The organism is Pseudomonas sp. URMO17WK12:I11 (genome assembly GCF_007677725.1).
Taxonomy (GTDB): Bacteria; Pseudomonadota; Gammaproteobacteria; order Pseudomonadales; family Pseudomonadaceae; genus Aquipseudomonas.
The window spans coordinates 63,158-78,895 of the sequence record NZ_VEDF01000015.1 but is presented as its reverse complement, the minus strand read 5'-3'; the positions used below and the strand labels follow the sequence as shown (position 1 = coordinate 78,895).

The following is a 15,738-nucleotide window of genomic DNA, read 5'->3' as shown; positions in this document are numbered from 1 at the left end:
TATGCGCAAGCATCGGGGGCTTTTTCGTGGGCGTGTATCGTCAGTGCCACACGCTCAGGCGTCGCGCCCCAATGGATAGAATTCACCCTGGCTCCAGACACCGAGCCATCGCTGGCCGTCAACGGTGTGGGATACCGCCAACTCCACCAGTTGATAGAACACGTTGCGATTGATCAGCGCTTCAAGGTTGCTACGCATCAGCACGTAAGGTGACGGCTCCTGGGTCGACGGGTCGGTTTCCACCCGCAGGGGATTGAGCGGCCCGGCGTCAACCTGATCGTCCACGTTGCTGGTAAAACGCAGCACCTGACTCGGCCCACTGCCTTGAACGTCCAACGACACGACCACGAACGGCGCATCGTCGACGCGAATACCGACTTTCTCGACTGGCGTTACCAGGAAGTAATCATCGCCGTCGCGGCGGATAATGGATGAAAACAAGCGCACCATCGGCTTGCGCCCGATCGGCGTACCCAGGTAATACCAGGTGCCATCACGGGCGATGCGCATGTCGATATCGCCACAGAATGCCGGGTTCCACAGATGGACCGGTGGCAAACCTTTACCGGCAGGCAGTTGCGCCAGGAGATCGTTCGCTTTGCCGGTTTCAGTCATCACCCTGCCCCTACCTGCTCATGCCCAGAAGGCTACGAGCGTACTCGCGCATGGGCGCTGCAAGCAAATCCTGGGGCGTCTGGTCGTGAAACGTCAACAATCCGCCACGGCTCTTGATCCGCGCCGTGTCGATCAGGTAGCGCGTATTGGTTTCGATCAGCATCATCTGCACCACACCGCTGTCCCAACCCAGACGATCGACGGCTTGCTCGTCATACCACTCATCGCCGTTGCCAATGCGATCGTCAGTCCGGGCAAAGCGGGTGTAGAGGACATAATCGGCGCCCACCGAACGCGCTTGCGCGAGCGCTTCCTCAAGGCCCAGCGGTCCTTGGGCACGTCGCACCAGCGGGAAATATTCCACAAAGCTCTTGAAGGCTTCTTCGGCCACGGCATTCTGCTTGGGCAGCGGCCCTTTGCCGGGTGGCATGAAGGCGCCCTGGCCGATGAAGATGAATGAGTCCGGCTGCAGGCGGATCGACAAGGTGCGACGGGTATCGCTGTGATCCAGCAGACCCGCATCGCTCATATGGTAACGGACGCCCTCGCCCATATCGCTGACATTCATGCAGCCGCCCAGCGCCATCAGCGCCAGCAGCAAGACCAGGCTACGCATCTTTCCTCCAGTGACCGGTGACGAAAAACCGGCGAATAGCCGCGGGATGCAGCTTTTGCGCCAGCTCGAGCCGCTGGTCAACGTCGTCACCGCCGTTCTGCCGGCGAATGCGCCTGAGCCGCTTCAGCCAGCGGGCTCAGGGTCGCGCTTGCGCTTGTTGCCCATGCGCACGCCAATGTCCATGAGGAACTGGAAAAAACCCTCCTGGTCCTCGAGCACATTGCTCCAGAACGGCGAGTGGTACAGCGCCACTGCGCCATGCACCAGGGCCCAGGCCGCGCAATAGTGGAAATAAGGCGGCACATCTTCGAGTTTGCCTTCGCTGATACGACCCTTTATGAGCTGAGTCAACCGGTCGAAATTAGAGGCACGGATGCTGTGCAGCTCCTCGACCATGTCTGGGACCTGGTTGCCCTTCACCACCTTCTCTTCGAGGCGGTCGAACAGACGGTAGCGCTGCGGGTCACGCATGCGGAATTCGAAATAGGCGCGCGACAACGCCTCTTTGTCACGGTCGACGTCGGCCGAATGCAGCAGTGCGTTCAAATCGCGCTCGTAGTCGAGCATCAAGCGCAGGTAGATTTCTGCCTTGGACTTGAAGTGCTTGTAGATGGTGCCTTTGCCGATACCCACCGCGTCGGCGATCATCTCGACAGTGACGCTGTCTTCACCCTGTTCGAGAAACAGCTTCAGCGCGGTATCGAGGATTTCCTGTTCGCGACGGCGAAATTCACGGACCTTACGAGGTTCTTTCTGCATAGGAAGGACTGGATGACATTGAAGCGGATTATTATGCCTAACTTGCAGCAAATTGCACGGATCATCCAAAGATCCCTGTGTTTCATGATGCGTTATGGCCCAATCGCATGCCTCCACCCTGGTGCACTCATTAATTTCAGGCCGCGTGGTGCAGGGTTTGGCAACGGTGAACTGCTTTCAGGAAGGAAGTACTCGCACACGTATTCCAAATCTGTTTAAAAAACGTACAAAAAAGCCCTGGCGCCGCGCCGGACTTGACCAATACTTGAAGTGTCGACGCGACGCCCCCCCCCCCGAGTGGCGCGTCGATAAAGGTGCTCAGGGACCGCGTACCTTTGTTTTACTCCTAATGGTCTTAACCCGGTTTCCCCCCCAGAACCCGGGTTTTTTTTTGCAGGTGCTGCAGCCTCAGGCCACCCGTGCCAAGGGGAACAGACGCTTGAAGTTGGCCGTGGTCTGTTCGGCCAACTGCGCGTAGCTCACGCCGCGCAACGACGCCACGTACTCAGCCACCTCACGCACGTACTGCGGCAGGTTGGGCTTGCCGCGATGTGGAATCGGCGCCAGATAAGGCGAATCGGTTTCCACCAGCAGGCGATCGACCGGCACCTGTCGCGCCACGTCGCGCAGCGCCTCGGCATTGCGGAACGTCACGATGCCGGAAAGGGAGATGTAGTAACCCAGATCAAGTGCGGCCTTGGCCATGTCCCAGTCCTCGGTGAAGCAGTGCAGAACACCCGCCTGGGCGAGGTCCGCCTCACGCAGCAAGGCCAGGGTGTCCGCCCGGGCCGCGCGGGTGTGCACGATCACAGGCTTGCCAGTCTGGCGCGATGCTTCAAGGTGCAGGCGGAACGATGCCTGCTGCAACTCGGCCGCTTCAGGCTCGTAGTGATAGTCCAGGCCGGTTTCACCGATCGCGACCACATGCGGGTGCGCCAGCTCGCGCAACAGCCACTCCAGCGCTGGCGTCTCGCCGGGCGCCAGGTCGAGTGGATGCACGCCTACCGAGCAGTCGACATCGGCATAGTGCTCGCTGAGCGCCTTCACTGCTCCGGCATTCTCGGCGCTGACGCCGATACACAGAAAATGCCCCACACCGCGCTCGCGCGCGGCTTGCAAGGCGGCATCGAGCGAGCCTTGGTGGGCGCTCAGGTCCAGGCGATCAAGGTGGCAATGGGAATCTACAAGCATGGCGGTGGCACGTGTGAAAGGTGAAAGAATCAGCGCGAAGCCGGCAACTGAACCCAATGGGCAAGCAGGGCTTCGAGCAGCAATACGCGATTGAGGTTGGCCTTGCCAAGCACCTTCTGGCGCTGCTCCAGAATCCATGCCTGGACATCGAGCACCCGGCCCTGGCGAGTTTTTTGCGCAAGGTATTGCACTACCTTGCGCATGTCCTCCAAGCCTAACCCGGCTTCGTCCTCGGTCAACTGGTAGCGCAGGGTCAACTGTGCCCAGTCGCAGAACCAGTCGAATATCAGCAACAGCGGCACGCCGTTCCAGGCCTCGGCCAATTGACTGGGCGACGCTTGCTGCTTGAGCAGCTTCTTGACGCCCTCGACGACCAACGCCCGCTGTTCGAGCACTCCCTGGGCATGCAGACTCAGCGCCCGCAGCGGCGACCCTGCCGCCAACGCGAGCAGCTGGGCATGTTGCTCTGTACCCTGTTCAGGCAACGCTGCCGCAAGCCACGCCCGGCTCTGTGTGAGGCTAGGCTGCGGGCAGGTGATCTGCTGACAGCGGCTTTTGATGGTAGGCAGCAGTCGGCTGGGCTGGTGACTGACCAACAACAACACGGTATCGCCCGGTGGCTCTTCCAGGCTTTTGAGCAAGGCATTGGAGGCATTGACGTTCATCGCCTCGACCGGCTCGATCAGCACCACCTTGCGCCCGCCCAATTGCGCCGTCTGGACCACGAACGACACCAGCTCGCGCACCTGATCGACCTTGATCGGCTTGTCGGGCTCTTCAGGCTGGAGCACGAAGTTGTCTGGATGACTGCCGGCCTTGAGCAGCAGGCAGGCCTTGCACTGCCCACAGGCATCCGGGCCATTTGGCTGCTGGCATAACAGACGCGCCATCAGGCGTTCGGCCAGAGCCCGCTTGCCGGTGCCCTGCGCACCGTGCAGCAGGTAGGCGTGGGCATGCTGGGCGCGCCCGGCCAGTTGTTGCCAGAGCGCCTGGTGCCAAGGGTAGGCTTCAGCCATGGCAGCGTTCCACGATGCCCGGCAGCAATGCATCGATCGCCGACTGCACGCGCTCCAGCGGCTGCGCGGCATCGAGCAGGCTATAGCGCTGCGGTTGGGCCTCGGCCCGTTGCAGGTAAGCGTGTCGCACGGCGTCGAAGAAGGCTTTGCCTTCCTGCTCGAAGCGGTCCAGACGGCCCCTGGCAGCGGCACGGGCCAAGCCGACTTCGACAGGCAGATCGAACACCAGGGTCAGATCGGGACGCAGGTCAGCCTGGACGAACTGCTCAAGCATGCCAATGCGCGCCAGCGAAAGGCCGCGTCCGCCGCCCTGATAGGCATAGGTCGCATCGGTGAACCTGTCGCACAGTACCACCGCACCACGCGCCAGTGCCGGGCGAATCACTTCGGCCAGGTGCTGCGCACGGGCGGCGAACACCAGCAGCAGCTCGGTGTCGGCCGCCATGCGCTCATCACTGGGGGCGAGCAACAATTCTCGGATTTTTTCCGCCAGGGGCGTCCCCCCCGGTTCGCGGGTCAGCACCACGTCCAGGCCGTGCTCGCGCAAGCGTGCGGCCAGGTAATCACGGTTGGTGCTCTTGCCCGCGCCTTCGGGGCCTTCAAGGGTTATAAACAAGCCGCTCACAGGCAGTCCTTACTGGGGTTGATCTGGCGCCGACGCGTCGGCCGGTTGCGCAGCAGGCTCGGCAGGCGCAGGCTGCGTGGCCGGGCTAGAGCGGTAATCGGCACGGCGCTTGAGCTGAAACTCGCGAACTGCCGAGTTATGGTCGTCCAGGTCGTCGGAGAACACGTGGCTGCCATCGCCGCGAGCGACGAAATACAGGCTGGTGCCATCGGCCGGATTGAGCGCGGCATGGATCGCCTCGCGCCCGACCATGGCGATGGGAGTCGGCGGCAGGCCGGTGATGGTGTAGGTGTTGTAGGGGGTAGGTTCACGCAGGTCGGCACGGGTGATTCTGCCGTTGTAGCGCTCGCCCATGCCATAGATGACCGTCGGGTCGGTCTGCAGCATCATGCCCAGGCGCAGGCGCCGAATGAACACACCTGCGATCTGTCCGCGCTCCTGCGGGATACCGGTTTCCTTCTCAACCAACGACGCCATGATGAGCGCCTGGTAGGGGTCGCGGTAAGGAAGATCGGTGGCGCGCGCGGCCCATTCCTTGGCCAGCACTTCGTCCAGGCGCATGTAGGCCTGTTGCAGCAGCTCGACATCGCTCATGCCACGCACGAAGCGGTAGGTGTCAGGGAAGAAGCGCCCTTCGGGGAACACACCGGTATGGCCAAGCTTGTCCATCACTTGCGCATCACTCAGGCCATCGAGCGTATGCTTGAGCTTTTCATGCTTGGCTACTGCCGCGCGCACCTGGCGGAACGTCCAACCCTCGACCAAGGTGAGGTTGTACTGCACCACGTCGCCGCGGCGCCAGGCGTCGAACAGGTTTTCCACGCTCATGCCGGGGGTCAGGCGATATTCGCCGGTATGCAGCGGCGTGCCGGCCATGTTGAAGCGCCAGTACAGGCGCAGCCAGAAGGCGTCATCGAGCAAGCCATCGGCTTGCATGCGATAGAACATGCGATTGGGCGTAGTCCCGGTGGGCACGTCGAGCATCTGCTCTTCGCTGACATGCAGGGGCTGCTCGAGCACCGAGCCGATCTTCCACGCTGACCAACCCAGCGCCAGGCCAGCAAGGATCAGGCTCATTTCCAGCAGCAGCAGGAATTTGCGTCTCACGAATTCAGGTATCCAGTAACGTACGGGCAACGGCCTGCAGTTTACGGGTGAGCGGGCCCGGCGACCAGTTCAGTGCAGCGAAAGCGCGCACCGGCCAAATGCCATAAACACTGTTGCAGACGAACAGTTCGTCCGCCTGCGCCAGCTCGTCGAAGGCGATATCGCGCACCTGCACGGCCATGCCCAGGTGCTGCGCCTGCTCGAGCAAAGCGCCGCGCATCACCCCGGCTACACCACAGCGACGCAGGTCGGCCGTGATCAACGCCCCCTCACGCAGCAGAAACAGGTTGCTATAGACCGCCTCGATCACCCGACCTTGGCTATCGCGCATCAAGCCTTCGGCGTGCTCGCTGTCCTGCCATTCGGCGCGGGCCAGCACCTGCTCCAGGCGATTGAGGTGTTTGAGGCCTGCTAGCAGCGGTTGTTCCCCGAGGCGGGTCTGGCAAGGGAAAAGCCGTATGCCGTGTTCGGCGTGCTGCGCCGGGTAGCTGGGCAACGCAGCGCCCTGCAGGATTCGCCGCGGCGCCGCGTCCAGCACCGGCGCATAGCCGCGCAGGCTGTCGCCGCGCGTGACGATCAGCTTGGCAACGCCTTCGCCAAGCAAGCTGGCAAAGCGCAGTACTTCATCGCGCATCAACGCCATGTCGGCGTCGATGCCCAGGCGCTGACATCCTAGCGCCAGGCGCGCCATGTGGCCGTCGAGCAGACTCGGACGGCCACCGCGCACGGCGATGGTTTCAAACAGCCCATCACCGTAGGCCAGGCCGCGGTTGTGCAAGGCGATTGCCGCCGCAGGCTGACCGTCGACCCAGCTCTGCATCAGCCGGCGAACCGGCGGAACACCAGCGAGCCGTTGGTGCCACCGAAACCGAACGAGTTGGACAGCACGACTTCGATCGGCATGCTGCGCGCCTGATTCGGCACGAAGTCAAGATCGCAGCCCTCGTCCGGCTCATCGAGGTTGATGGTCGGCGGGGCCATCTGACTGTTGATCGCCAGCACGCTGAAGATCGCTTCCACCGCACCGGCAGCGCCGAGCAAGTGACCGGTCATCGACTTGGTCGAGCTGACGGCCAGCTTGTAGGCATGCTCGCCAAACACGCGCTTGATAGCTGCCACCTCGGCAATATCACCTGCCGGCGTCGAGGTGCCGTGAGCGTTGATGTAGCTCACCTCTTCAGGTTGCACGCCAGCATCACGCAAGGCGTTGGCCATGCAGCGCGCCGCACCCTCACCGCTGTCAGGCGGCGAGGTCATGTGGTAAGCATCGCCGCTCATGCCGAAGCCCACCAGCTCGGCATAGATAGTCGCGCCGCGGGCCTGGGCGTGCTCCAGCTCTTCGAGCACCAGGGCACCTGCACCGTCGGACAGCACGAAGCCGTCACGGCCTTTATCCCACGGACGGCTGGCACGCGCTGGTTCGTCGTTGCGCGTGGACAGCGCCCGCGAAGCCCCGAAGCCGCCCATGCCCAGGCCGCAGGCTGCCATTTCCGCGCCGCCTGCGATCATCACGTCGGCTTCGCCGTAGGCAATGTTGCGCGCGGCCATGCCGATGCAATGGGTGCCTGTGGTGCAGGCGGTCGCAATGGCATAGTTCGGCCCCTGCAGACCCAGGTGGATCGACAGGAAGCCCGAGATCATGTTGATGATCGAGCCTGGCACGAAGAACGGCGAGATGCGCCGCGGGCCCTGCTCATGCAGGGTACGACTGGTTTCTTCGATATTGGTCAGACCGCCGATACCCGAGCCCATGGCCACACCAATGCGCTCGCGGTTGGCGTCTGTCACTTCCAGCCCGGCGTTGCGTACCGCCTGGAAGCCGGCCGCCAGGCCGTATTGAATGAACAGATCAAGTTTGCGGGCTTCCTTGGCCGACAGGTATTGCTCGACCTCGAAGCCTTTCACCGAGCCGCCAAAACGGGTGGAGTAGGCAGACAAGTCCGTATGCTCGATCGGACCGATGCCACTGCGGCCAGCCAGAATGCCCTGCCAGGTGCTCGGTACATCGGTACCCAGTGGCGACAGCATACCCATACCGGTGACCACGACGCGTCTACGCGACACAGTACTCTCCTTTTCTAATCACAGAGTTTCTTGCCATTGCATCCAAGCAACGGAATGAAATGGCAACAAGCTCTCGCGGCGAGGGCAACGACACCCGCGGCTGGCAAAGAAAAAACCGCACGCCAGCGAAGGCAGTGCGGTTCTTCTCGACAAAAAGCGTCGACTACAGTGTCTTAAGCCTGGTGGCTGTTGACGTAGTTGATCGCAGCTTGAACGGTAGTGATCTTCTCGGCTTCTTCGTCAGGAATTTCGGTCTCGAATTCCTCTTCCAGAGCCATCACCAGCTCAACGGTGTCAAGGGAATCAGCACCCAGGTCATCAACGAAGGATTTCTCAGGAGTCACTTCCTCTTCCTTGACGCCCAGTTGCTCGGCGACGATTTTCTTGACGCGTTCTTCGATGGTGCTCATACCTAGTTTTCACTCCTAATGGACATATGTCAGGCAGCTGGCCGGTGACCAAGTTTATAGAAAGACGTTCGCTTTTCAAGCGGAACGCACCTTCGGTCAGTCGGCAGACCCTCTGCCTGGAATCTGGTTGCAGCTTTATAACGGATTTTAGGCTCGCAGTATGACTCTTTTTTAAAGCAATCCGTCACATCGCGTTGCGGTTTTACATGTACATCCCGCCGTTGACCGGCACGGTAGCGCCGGTAACGTAGCCTGCGCCGTCCGAAGCCAGGAACGAAACCACCTTGGCAATTTCGTCGGCCTGGCCCAGGCGACCCAGCGGAATCTGAGTCTGCAGGGCTTCACGCTGCGCCTCTGGCAGCTCGCGGGTCATGTCGGTGTCGATGAAGCCCGGGGTCACCGAGTTGACGGTGATGCCGCGCGAGCCGACCTCACGCGCCAGTGCGCGACTGAAACCTTCCAGACCCGCCTTGGCAGCCGCATAGTTGGCCTGGCCAGCGTTGCCCATGGCACCGACGACCGAGCCGATGCTGATGATACGACCCCAGCGTGCCTTGGTCATGCCGCGCAGCACGCCCTTGGACAGACGGTAAAGGCTGTTGAGATTGGTGTCGATCACATCGAACCACTCATCATCCTTCATGCGCAGCATGAGGTTGTCACGGGTGATGCCGGCGTTGTTGACCAGGATGGCCGGGGCACCGAACTGCGCGCCGATGGCTGCCAGTACGGATTCGACCGACTCGGCGCTGGTGACGTTGAGCGCCATGCCGGTGCCGGCGATGCCATGCTCCTTGAGGGTGGCAGCGATGCGTTCGGCGCCGGAATCCGAGGTGGCCGTACCGATCACGGTTGCGCCCTGGCGGCCCAGCTCGAGGGCGATAGCCTGGCCGATACCGCGGCTGGCGCCGGTGACCAGGGCAACTTTACCTTGCAGGCTCATGCGAGCTTCTCCAAATCAGGCCAGCGCCGCACGGGCGGCGGCGATGGCGTCGGGGGTATTGAGGTTGTAGGTGGTCACGCCGTCGGCGCAACGCTTGTTCAGGCCAGCCAGCACCTTGCCAGGACCGCACTCGACCAGGTTGACCGCGCCACCGGCGGCCAGGGTCTGTACGCACTCCACCCAGCGTACGGGCTGGTATAGCTGGGCCAGCAGGTCCTGCTTGAGCTGCTCGAGGTCGGCGGGCACGGCTGCCGAAACGTTCTGCACCACCGGGATCTGTGGCGCCTGCCACTCGATGGCGTTGACCGCATCGGCGAAACGCTCGGCCGCGGGCTTCATCAGGGCGCAGTGCGAGGGTACGCTGACCGCCAGCGGCAACGCGCGCTTGGCCCCTTTGGCTTTGCACAGCTCGATGGCGCGGTCCACCGCCGCTTTGTTGCCGGCGATGACCACCTGGCCTGGAGAGTTGAAGTTGACCGCACTGACCACTTCATCCTCGGCCGCTTCGGCGCAGATGCCCACCACAATGGCGTCGTCCAGCCCGAGGATCGCCGCCATGGCGCCATGACCGGCAGGAACGGCTTCCTGCATCAACTGGCCGCGGCGCTCGACCAGACGCACGGCGTCCTTGAGCGAGAGCGCACCAGCGGCAACCAGGGCGCTGTATTCACCCAGGCTGTGACCGGAAACGAAGGCGGGCTGCGCACCACCCTCTTCCAACCAGAGGCGCCACAGGGCGATGGAGGCCGTCAGGATCGCCGGCTGGGTCTTGTCGGTTTGATTGAGTTGCTCTTCCGGGCCTTCCTGAACCAGCTTCCACAGGTCGTAACCCAGAGCCTCGGAGGCCTCCTTGAAGGTCTCGATGACCACCGGCTTTTCAGCGCCGAGTTCGGCGAGCATGCCCAGGGACTGAGAACCTTGACCGGGGAAGACGAATGCGAGGGATGCAGACATTGAACAAGCCCTTATGATCTTGTCGTCGGATGGTGTGCACCGGGCTTTGGCCCGGCGCTGAATCTGAGAACTTGGATGGAAACACGGACCAAGCGGTCACATTTAAGCACTTCATCGGCGAAATGCCCAAAAGCTTTGTTGCCGCCATGGCGACTAGGGCAGTAGATCCTCCAACCGCCCGTGCAAGCGTTGAGGCAGGTTTTCCTGGATTTCGATCAGCGCGCGTTGAATGGCGCTCTGCAAGCCTTCGACCCCGGCCGAACCGTGACTCTTGATGACAATGCCCTGCAGCCCGAGGAAACTCGCGCCATTGTGCCGCGCAGGCGCCAGGTCGGCCTGCAGCCGCTTGAGCAACGGCATGGCGACCGCTCCAGCCAAGCGGGACAACGGCCCAGCCTTGAACAGCCGCTCGATGCGAGCGCCGATCATAGTCGCCAGGCCCTCGCTGGACTTGAGCAGAATATTGCCGACAAACCCATCGCAAACCACCACGTCGGCTTCACCGCGATACAGCCCGTCACCTTCCACGAAGCCGATGTAGTTCAGCCCACGCGCGTTTTGCAGCAGCGTGGCTGCGAGCTTGACCTGCTGATTGCCCTTGATGTCTTCGGTACCGACATTGAGCAGCGCCACCCGCGGACGATGAATGCCCAGGGCCTGCGCAGCCACCGAACCCATCACCGCGAACTGATAGAGGTTTTCGGCACTGCAGTCGACATTCGCGCCCAGGTCGAGCAGCTGACAATAGCCAGCTTGGGTGGGAATCGCCGCCACCATGGCCGGCCGATCGATCCCTGGCAACGTCTTTAGCACGAAACGCGACAAGGCCATCAGCGCGCCCGTGTTGCCGGCACTGACGCAGGCTTGCGCCTTGCCGTCACGCACCAGTTCGAGGGCGATGCGCATCGACGAGTCCGGCTTGCTGCGCAGCGCCTGAGCGGGCCGCTCGTCCATTCCGATCACCTCAGAGGCAGCGACGATTTGCAGGCGCGCGCGATCCGCCGCCGAAAGGCTGCCGACAAGATCTTCAAGGAGGGAGGGTTGACCGACGAGGGTCAGGTGCAGCGAGGGTGTAGCCGTGAGGCAGGCAATGCTAGCCTGGACAATGCTGCGGGGACCGAAGTCCCCGCCCATTGCGTCGATCGCGATGATCTGAGCGGACAAGGATTACTCGTCAGCGCCCTTGTCGATCACTTTGCGACCACGGTATACGCCTTCAGGCGATACGTGGTGGCGCAGGTGTACTTCACCGGTGCTTTTCTCTACCGACAGCGCGTTTTCCGACAGGGCGTCGTGCGAACGGCGCATGTCACGGGCAGAGCGGGATTTTTTGTTCTGCTGAACAGCCATAATTGATTAACTCCTAAACGTTTGGGTCACGCTTTAACTGCGCCAAAACACTGAACGGGTTGGACCGCGATACCTCGTCCTTGCTCGAGTCGGGCTCGTCTGCGCCCGCCGGCTGCTGGCAATCTTCCGGATGATGAGCAGGCACGATGGGCAAGGCGAGCAACAGCTCTTCCTCGACCAAGGCCTGCAGATCCAATGGATCTTCGCCCAGTTCCAGCACGTCATAGCCTTTCGGCAACGACTGGGTATTCGCACCCTCCTTCACCACGGCGTACGTACATTCGCTGTGGATCGGCAGGGTGACCAGCTCAAGACAACGCTGGCAAACCATTTTGACTTCGACATCCAGCTCGCTGTGGATAACCACCACGTGCTGTTCATCTCGTTCAAAATCGAACTTCGCCTGCACCGTACCGACATCGTCGGAAAGCGGGTCGCAGAGTCTTTCCAAATCAGCGAGTTGCAGCGTACCGGTGATGGATACGCCTCGATCGGCTAATTTGCGCGGGTCAACGTGAGGTGGAATCGGGTCATTCAACATAGGCGCAGCATTCTAGGGATGCCCCCCGCACCTGTCAAAGGAAATTAGGCGGCATCTTGCATGTTAGAATCGGTGCAACTGATCAGGAGTCTATCATGCTGCCTCTGTTGCTGGCTTCCAGCTCTGCCTACCGGCGCGAATTGCTCGCGCGCCTGCGCCTGCCCTTCCAGTGGGCGAGCCCCAATCTAGACGAACAGCGCCTTGCCCAGGAGCCCGCCGCCGACCTGGTGCGCCGCCTGGCGCGCCAGAAAGCCGAGGCACTGGCGACGAGCCACCCCGCACACCTGATCATCGGCTCCGACCAGGTAGCCGTGCTCGGCGAGCAGATCCTCGGCAAGCCGCATACTGCCGAACGGGCCTGCGAGCAATTGCTCCAAGCCAGCGGTAAACAGGTGACTTTCCTGACCGGACTGGCGTTGCTCAATACGTCGACCGGGCATTGCCAGGTCGATTGCGTGCCGTTCACGGTGACGATGCGCGCGCTGGACCGCGAGCGCGTGGAGCGCTACGTAGCAGCAGAGCAACCGCTCGATTGCGCCGGGAGCTTCAAGGCAGAGGGTTTGGGCGTGAGCCTGTTTCAGAGCACCCACGGGTGCGATGCGACCAGCCTGATCGGGCTGCCGCTGATTCGACTGGTGGACATGCTGACCGAGGAAGGCGTGGTTATTCCTTAGCCTGGCTCGAGCGTTGCGGCGCCCGTGACACCGGGCGCCGCAACACGCATCGCGAACTCAGCGCAACTGCGGCCCCTGGAACCCCATCCACAGGGCCAGATGCTCAGCCACACTGGCACCTACACGCTTGGAAAATCGATCGAAAGGCGATTCTTGCACGGTGTAATCGACCAGGTCCTTCTCCCCGACGATCTCGCGCGCCACATAGCTGGCACTGCCTAGCCCATCGATCAAGCCCAGCGCCTTGGCCTGCTCACCCGACCATACCAAGCCACTGAACAGCTCTGGATGCTCCTTGTCCTTCAAACGATCGCCCCTGCCCTGCTTGACCATGGCGATGAACTGCTGGTGCGTGTTGTTCAGCACGCCCTGCCAGAATGCACGCTCTTCAGGTTTTTCCGGCGAGAAAGGGTCCAGAAACGCCTTGTGCTCCCCGGCCGTGTAGGTACGGCGCTCGACGCCCAGCTTGTCCATGGTACCGACAAACCCGTAGCCCGCCGCCGTCACGCCAATCGAACCCACCAGACTGGCTTTGTCGGCATAGATCTCATCAGCGGCGCTGGCGATGTAGTACGCGCCAGACGCGCCGAGGTCGGCAATCACTGCATACAACTTGATATCCGGATGCTCGGCACGCAGGCGGCGAATCTCGTCATACACATAACCCGCCTGAACCGGGCTGCCACCAGGACTGTTGATACGCAGCACCACCGCCTTGGTCTTGGCATCCTTGAACGCCTCACGCAAGCTCTTGACCAGATTGTCGGCACTGGCCGACTCCTGATCGGCGATCACCCCGCGCACCTCGATCAATGCCGTGTGATTGCCCGAGCGCGACGCCGCCTTGTCCATGTCCATGAAGGGTGAAAACAGCGCCAGCAGACCGAACAGGTAGACGAAGGTCAGCAGCTTGAAGAAGATCCCCCAGCGTCGCGACCTGCGCTGCTCCTGCACACCGGCCAGGAGGGTCTTTTCCAGCAGGTGCCAGCTCTTGCGCTCGACCCGCGCCTCTTCGGCCTCGGCGAGGCGACCTTCACGAGCAAGACGCTCTTGCTCGGTTTCGTTTATCGGCTCTTTCCACTCGTCAGCCATGCTTTACCTACCTTGGATTCAGACCTGCCTGGAACCAGCCAGCCACTCGCGCAGCTGGGAAAAATGATCGATGCACACCTGCGGACCGAACTCGGCCAGCGCCTGCAGCGGCATGGCGCCATAGCCCACCGCCACCGAGTGCATCCCGGCGTTGCTGGCCATTTGCAGATCGAATGCCGAATCTCCGACCATCAGCGCCTGCGCCGGTTCGACACGGCAATGGCGGAGGATTTCTTCGAGCATCAACGGATGCGGTTTGCCACGGGTTTCATCCGCAGCGCGGGTAATATCGAAAAACTGCTCCCAGCCATTGGCCTTCAGCACGCGATCCAGTCCACGGCGGGCCTTGCCGGTCGCCACCGCCAGGCGATAGCCCTGGGCGCGAAAGGCATCGAGCGATTCGACCACGCCATCGAACAGCGGCGAGGGATCCTGGTCGAGCGTGGTGTAGACCTCTGCATAGTGCTGGCGAAAACTGCCGACATGCGCCGGCTCGAGATGGGGATACAGCGTCAGGATCGCCTCATCCAGGGACAGACCGATGATGCCTTTGACCGCCTGCTCATCACTGGGTGACTCGCCGGCGCGCTCGGCAGCCACGTTCATGGACTCGACGATGCGGCCGATGGAGTCGGCCAAGGTACCGTCCCAATCGAAAATCAGCAGTTCATAGTCACGAGGCACTGAGTCGCTCCACCGTCCTGGCCCAGACGTCGTCGACCGGCGCTTCGATTTTCAACTCGCCGCCGTCTGGCAGCGGCACGGTCAGGGCGTAGGCATGCAGGAACAGGCGCTTGCCGCCCAGCTCGCGAATTTCGCGACTGAAGTCCTCGTCGCCGTACTTGCTGTCACCGGCGATCATGTGACCGGCGTGCAAGGTGTGCACGCGAATCTGGTGGGTGCGCCCGGTGATCGGTCGCGCCTCGACGATGGTGGCGAACTCGCCAAAGCGGCGCAGCACACGGAACATCGTCAGCGCCTCCTTGCCTTCGTCGTTGACTTCGACCATGCGCTCGCCGGAGCGCAGGTTGCTCTTGAGCAGCGGCGCATTGACCTGCTTCTTGGCGGTCGGCCAGTGACCGCGCACCAAGGCCATGTAACGCTTGTCGACACCATCGCCACGCAAGGCGGCATGCAAGTGGCGCAACATGCTGCGCTTCTTGGCGATCATCAGCAGCCCGGAGGTGTCGCGGTCCAGGCGGTGGACCAACTCCAGCTCCTTGGCATCGGGGCGCAACTGGCGCAGCGCCTCGATCACACCAAAGCTCAGGCCGCTGCCGCCGTGGACGGCAATGCCAGCCGGCTTGTTCATCACGATCAGCGCCTTGTCTTCATAGACGATGGCAGCTTCCAAGCGCTGCAACAGGCCCTGGGCCACCGGGGCCGGCTCGTCGCGCTCAGGGAGCCGCACCGGCGGCACCCGCACGATGTCGCCGGCCTGCAGCTTGTACTCAGGTTTGATGCGGCCCTTGTTGACCCGCACTTCACCCTTGCGCAGGATGCGGTACACCAAAGTCTTGGGCACGCCCTTGAGCGCCGTGATGAGGAAATTATCGATGCGTTGGCCGGCAAGCTCCGGCGCGACTTCGATCAGCTGAACGCCGGAAGTCGGAGGGGTATTGGTCGTCATGGCGGGATCATAACAATTTTTTATGGAATTGAAGCACTTAATCATTACTGCTATAGTCGCGAACGCCGCCATAAGCGGCAGGCCAGTGAAACCAGGCCCTTGGCCGGTTCCTGACCTACGCAATTCTGCAGGACGCGAGGCCGTCCTACGG

Annotated in this window: 19 protein-coding genes; 1 reads left to right on the top strand and 18 read right to left on the bottom strand. The window is 62.1% G+C overall.

Annotated elements, in window-relative coordinates; genetic code table 11:
- Window positions 1-54 precede the first annotated feature (54 nt).
- From FS665_RS21615 to FS665_RS21545, 15 genes are all read right to left on the bottom strand, one after another.
- Complete coding sequence (locus FS665_RS21615) at window positions 55-615, bottom strand: DUF1285 domain-containing protein (protein WP_145193145.1); 561 nt, start codon at window positions 613-615, stop codon at window positions 55-57.
- A 10-nt stretch (window positions 616-625) separates the two neighbouring features.
- Window positions 626-1,231, bottom strand: a complete 606-nt coding sequence (locus tag FS665_RS21610; RefSeq protein ID WP_145193143.1) for a DUF4823 domain-containing protein — start codon at window positions 1,229-1,231, stop codon at window positions 626-628.
- A gap of 123 nt (window positions 1,232-1,354) precedes the next feature.
- Window positions 1,355-1,990, bottom strand: a complete 636-nt coding sequence (locus FS665_RS21605; protein ID WP_145193141.1) for a TetR/AcrR family transcriptional regulator — start codon at window positions 1,988-1,990, stop codon at window positions 1,355-1,357.
- Between the two features lie 408 nt (window positions 1,991-2,398).
- Window positions 2,399-3,181, bottom strand: a complete 783-nt coding sequence (locus tag FS665_RS21600; protein WP_145193139.1) for a TatD family hydrolase — start codon at window positions 3,179-3,181, stop codon at window positions 2,399-2,401.
- Between the two features lie 29 nt (window positions 3,182-3,210).
- The gene (locus tag FS665_RS21595; RefSeq protein WP_145193137.1) at window positions 3,211-4,197 is read right to left on the bottom strand and encodes a DNA polymerase III subunit delta'; all 987 of its coding nucleotides are present in this window, start codon (window positions 4,195-4,197) and stop codon (window positions 3,211-3,213) included.
- On the bottom strand, window positions 4,190-4,822 hold the full coding sequence (gene tmk, locus FS665_RS21590) for a dTMP kinase (protein WP_145193135.1): 633 nt from the start codon (window positions 4,820-4,822) through the stop codon (window positions 4,190-4,192). Before tmk ends, FS665_RS21595 begins: the two co-directional genes overlap by 8 nt.
- A 9-nt stretch (window positions 4,823-4,831) precedes the next feature.
- On the bottom strand, window positions 4,832-5,929 hold the full coding sequence (gene mltG, locus FS665_RS21585; RefSeq protein WP_256675126.1) for an endolytic transglycosylase MltG: 1,098 nt from the start codon (window positions 5,927-5,929) through the stop codon (window positions 4,832-4,834).
- Between the two features lie 4 nt (window positions 5,930-5,933).
- A complete protein-coding gene (gene pabC / locus FS665_RS21580) occupies window positions 5,934-6,749 on the bottom strand; it encodes an aminodeoxychorismate lyase (RefSeq protein ID WP_145193133.1) in 816 nt (271 codons plus the stop codon).
- A complete protein-coding gene (fabF, locus tag FS665_RS21575) occupies window positions 6,749-7,993 on the bottom strand; it encodes a beta-ketoacyl-ACP synthase II (RefSeq protein WP_145193131.1) in 1,245 nt (414 codons plus the stop codon). Before fabF ends, pabC begins: the two co-directional genes overlap by 1 nt.
- A 173-nt stretch (window positions 7,994-8,166) precedes the next feature.
- Window positions 8,167-8,403: an acyl carrier protein gene (gene acpP, locus FS665_RS21570; protein ID WP_145193129.1), complete on the bottom strand. Its 237-nt coding sequence runs from the start codon at window positions 8,401-8,403 to the stop codon at window positions 8,167-8,169.
- A gap of 202 nt (window positions 8,404-8,605) precedes the next feature.
- The gene (fabG, locus tag FS665_RS21565) at window positions 8,606-9,346 is read right to left on the bottom strand and encodes a 3-oxoacyl-ACP reductase FabG (RefSeq protein WP_145193127.1); all 741 of its coding nucleotides are present in this window, start codon (window positions 9,344-9,346) and stop codon (window positions 8,606-8,608) included.
- Between the two features lie 15 nt (window positions 9,347-9,361).
- Window positions 9,362-10,300: an ACP S-malonyltransferase gene (gene fabD / locus FS665_RS21560; RefSeq protein ID WP_145193125.1), complete on the bottom strand. Its 939-nt coding sequence runs from the start codon at window positions 10,298-10,300 to the stop codon at window positions 9,362-9,364.
- Between the two features lie 153 nt (window positions 10,301-10,453).
- Complete coding sequence (gene plsX, locus FS665_RS21555; protein WP_145193124.1) at window positions 10,454-11,464, bottom strand: phosphate acyltransferase PlsX; 1,011 nt, start codon at window positions 11,462-11,464, stop codon at window positions 10,454-10,456.
- Window positions 11,465-11,467: 3 nt separating this feature from the next.
- Window positions 11,468-11,650 carry a 50S ribosomal protein L32 gene (gene rpmF, locus FS665_RS21550; RefSeq protein WP_008096416.1) on the bottom strand — a complete coding sequence of 61 codons (183 nt, stop codon included), beginning with the start codon at window positions 11,648-11,650 and terminating at the stop codon, window positions 11,468-11,470.
- A gap of 13 nt (window positions 11,651-11,663) precedes the next feature.
- Window positions 11,664-12,191 (bottom strand): YceD family protein, encoded by a 528-nt coding sequence (locus FS665_RS21545; protein ID WP_145193122.1) that lies wholly within the window; start codon window positions 12,189-12,191, stop codon window positions 11,664-11,666.
- Window positions 12,192-12,286: 95 nt separating this feature from the next.
- Between FS665_RS21545 and FS665_RS21540 the strand changes: the two genes are divergently transcribed.
- Window positions 12,287-12,865 (top strand): nucleoside triphosphate pyrophosphatase, encoded by a 579-nt coding sequence (locus FS665_RS21540; protein WP_145193120.1) that lies wholly within the window; start codon window positions 12,287-12,289, stop codon window positions 12,863-12,865.
- Between the two features lie 57 nt (window positions 12,866-12,922).
- Here the strand turns inward: FS665_RS21540 and FS665_RS21535 are convergent, their stop codons facing one another.
- From FS665_RS21535 to rluC, 3 genes are read right to left on the bottom strand one after another with little or no spacing between them, the layout of a single operon-like run.
- Window positions 12,923-13,957, bottom strand: a complete 1,035-nt coding sequence (locus tag FS665_RS21535) for a S49 family peptidase (RefSeq protein ID WP_256675125.1) — start codon at window positions 13,955-13,957, stop codon at window positions 12,923-12,925.
- An 18-nt stretch (window positions 13,958-13,975) separates the two neighbouring features.
- Window positions 13,976-14,641, bottom strand: a complete 666-nt coding sequence (locus tag FS665_RS21530) for an HAD family hydrolase (protein ID WP_145193118.1) — start codon at window positions 14,639-14,641, stop codon at window positions 13,976-13,978.
- A complete protein-coding gene (gene rluC, locus FS665_RS21525) occupies window positions 14,631-15,587 on the bottom strand; it encodes a 23S rRNA pseudouridine(955/2504/2580) synthase RluC (RefSeq protein ID WP_145193116.1) in 957 nt (318 codons plus the stop codon). The genes FS665_RS21530 and rluC overlap by 11 nt, the downstream gene beginning before the upstream one ends.
- Window positions 15,588-15,738 lie beyond the last annotated feature (151 nt).

Bases quoted from the DNA above. Each gene is read 5' to 3' on its own strand.
- FS665_RS21615 (WP_145193145.1), bottom strand. From the start codon at position 615: ATGACTGAAACCGGCAAAGCGAACGATCTCCTGGCGCAACTGCCTGCC.
- FS665_RS21610 (WP_145193143.1), bottom strand. From the start codon at position 1,231: ATGCGTAGCCTGGTCTTGCTGCTGGCGCTGATGGCGCTGGGCGGCTGC.
- FS665_RS21605 (WP_145193141.1), bottom strand. From the start codon at position 1,990: ATGCAGAAAGAACCTCGTAAGGTCCGTGAATTTCGCCGTCGCGAACAG.
- FS665_RS21600 (WP_145193139.1), bottom strand. From the start codon at position 3,181: ATGCTTGTAGATTCCCATTGCCACCTTGATCGCCTGGACCTGAGCGCC.
- FS665_RS21595 (WP_145193137.1), bottom strand. From the start codon at position 4,197: ATGGCTGAAGCCTACCCTTGGCACCAGGCGCTCTGGCAACAACTGGCC.
- pabC (WP_145193133.1), bottom strand. From the start codon at position 6,749: ATGCAGAGCTGGGTCGACGGTCAGCCTGCGGCGGCAATCGCCTTGCAC.
- acpP (WP_145193129.1), bottom strand. From the start codon at position 8,403: ATGAGCACCATCGAAGAACGCGTCAAGAAAATCGTCGCCGAGCAACTG.
- fabG (WP_145193127.1), bottom strand. From the start codon at position 9,346: ATGAGCCTGCAAGGTAAAGTTGCCCTGGTCACCGGCGCCAGCCGCGGT.
- fabD (WP_145193125.1), bottom strand. From the start codon at position 10,300: ATGTCTGCATCCCTCGCATTCGTCTTCCCCGGTCAAGGTTCTCAGTCC.
- rpmF (WP_008096416.1), bottom strand. From the start codon at position 11,650: ATGGCTGTTCAGCAGAACAAAAAATCCCGCTCTGCCCGTGACATGCGC.
- FS665_RS21545 (WP_145193122.1), bottom strand. From the start codon at position 12,191: ATGTTGAATGACCCGATTCCACCTCACGTTGACCCGCGCAAATTAGCC.
- FS665_RS21540 (WP_145193120.1), top strand. From the start codon at position 12,287: ATGCTGCCTCTGTTGCTGGCTTCCAGCTCTGCCTACCGGCGCGAATTG.
- FS665_RS21535 (WP_256675125.1), bottom strand. From the start codon at position 13,957: ATGGCTGACGAGTGGAAAGAGCCGATAAACGAAACCGAGCAAGAGCGT.
- rluC (WP_145193116.1), bottom strand. From the start codon at position 15,587: ATGACGACCAATACCCCTCCGACTTCCGGCGTTCAGCTGATCGAAGTC.